Source organism: Bradyrhizobium sp. (assembly GCF_049586575.1).
In the GTDB taxonomy this organism is placed as follows: domain Bacteria; phylum Pseudomonadota; class Alphaproteobacteria; order Rhizobiales; family Xanthobacteraceae; genus Bradyrhizobium.
This window is the reverse complement of record NZ_JBAVCF010000427.1, coordinates 1-1,830: the sequence shown is the minus strand read 5'-3', so window position 1 is coordinate 1,830 and position 1,830 is coordinate 1. Positions and strand designations below refer to the sequence as shown.

Genomic DNA, 1,830 nt, shown 5'->3' with positions numbered 1-1,830 from the left:
GACGGTGACGCGGCGGGTCTTGGTCCGCCCGCCGAGCTTGCCGAAGATGTCGCCAATCGAGATCGCGCCCATTTGCGCGCCGGGCATGCCGGGGATCTCGAACATCGGCATGCCGCCGGAGGATTGCGTCTCGATCTCGATTTCCTTGTCGTTGAGTTCGCCGGCGCGCAGCTTTTTGCGAAAGGAATCGCGCGTCGCCGCGCTGGAATTGGCACCGACAAGCGCATCGAGCACGCGATCCTCGGCGGCTAGTTGGGCTCTCGCCTGAACGTCCTTGCGCTTTCGCTCGCGGGTTTGGGAGATCGCGACCTCGACGAGATCGCGAACGATCTGCTCGACGTCACGGCCGACATAGCCGACCTCGGTGAATTTCGTGGCTTCAACCTTGATAAAGGGCGCGCCGGCAAGTTTGGCCAGCCGCCGCGCGATCTCGGTTTTGCCGACGCCCGTGGGCCCGATCATGAGAATGTTTTTCGGCAGCACTTCCTCGCGCAGGCCGTCGGCGAGTTGCAGACGCCGCCAGCGATTGCGCAAGGCGATGGAAACCGCGCGTTTGGCGTCGGTCTGGCCGACGATAAAGCGGTCGAGTTCGGAGACGATTTCGCGGGGAGAAAAGTCGGTCATGGCTCTTAGCTAGGTCCAAAATGCGGCCGGTACAAGTTGCGTCAGATGATGGGCGGTCCTGCCTGCCAGTGTTTGATCGCCTCGAAAGGGTGAATCAACATGATAATGTTCAGCGTATCGAAAGCGTATCCGACACTGAATTGAAGCAGCAGCGCAATCAGCATCCATTGCCAGGCCGAAAGGCCTGAGGCTGCTTCGCGTTTCGGACGTCGTCATTGATCACGCATCATCAGTAGCGCCGGACCGTCTGGTGTTTCGACAAGGCGGTCGCGGCGGAAACCGGCTCTCTCATAAGCATGGATTGCCTGCGTGTTCATGGGATCGGGATCGGTCACGACGCGGGGCGTTCCGGAAGCCAGCAACTGGTCGGCAAAGGCGCGGACAAACCTCGAGCCGTGACCGCATCCAATCATATTCGCTTCGCCGATGAATTGATCGAGCCCACGGGTGCCGTCAGGCTGGGGTCCAAAGCCGGAATCCCAGGCGAGCAAATTATAGCACTGCAAGTAAGCGAATTCCTGTCCATCCGCCGCGACGATGAATTGCGTCATATCGGGATGACCGAGATCGCCGCTCACGAGTTCGAGCTGCTCGGCTGGATCGTGCCACCACGCGCTGACGTGCGGCGTCTCCAGCCAGCGCCTGGTCGTCGGAAGGTCGCCCGCTGACATCGGGCGGAATGCATAGGCCGCCATGCCTAGTGGTCCGATTCTAACATTTGCACCCCGTTGCGGCGGTTTCTTCACTAACCGCCTTGCAGCGTCTCGATTGTCACGTTGCGGTTGGTGTAGACGCAGATGTCGGCTGCAAGAGCGAGTGACCGGCGCACGATCGTCTCGGCGTCCTTGGCGGATTCGATCAAAGCGCGCGCCGCCGCCAAGGCATAATTGCCGCCCGAGCCGATCGCCATCACACCGGCCTCCGGCTCCAGAACGTCGCCAGTGCCGGTCAGAACCAGCGAAACATCCTTATCGGCGACGATCATCATCGCCTCCAGCCGCCGCAGATAGCGATCGGTTCGCCAGTCCTTGGCGAGTTCAACAGCGGCGCGGGTCAATTGGCCGGGATATTGCTCGAGCTTGCTCTCCAGCCGCTCAAACAACGTAAAGGCATCGGCCGTGGCTCCGGCGAAACCGCCGATGACGTCGCCCTTGCCGAGTTTACGGACCTTCTTGGCGTTGGATTTGATGACGGTCTGTCCGATCG

General features: G+C 61.0%; 3 protein-coding genes and 1 pseudogene. All 4 read right to left on the bottom strand.

Translation table 11 applies throughout. The features are described 5' to 3' along the window. Positions 1 to 624, bottom strand: a 624-nt coding sequence (locus WB528_RS16970) for an AAA family ATPase (protein WP_423889566.1), incomplete at its 3' end; no start/stop codon positions are given. Positions 625 to 665: 41 nt separating this feature from the next. Beyond that, a pseudogene (locus tag WB528_RS16965) lies at positions 666 to 782 on the bottom strand (DUF2585 family protein); the annotation flags it as partial. Positions 783 to 836: 54 nt separating this feature from the next. After that, complete coding sequence (locus WB528_RS16960) at positions 837 to 1,319, bottom strand: GNAT family N-acetyltransferase (RefSeq protein WP_423889565.1); 483 nt, start codon at positions 1,317 to 1,319, stop codon at positions 837 to 839. Between the two features lie 50 nt (positions 1,320 to 1,369). After that, on the bottom strand, positions 1,370 to 1,830 hold a 461-nt coding region (gene hslV / locus WB528_RS16955; protein WP_423889564.1), incomplete at its 5' end, for an ATP-dependent protease subunit HslV.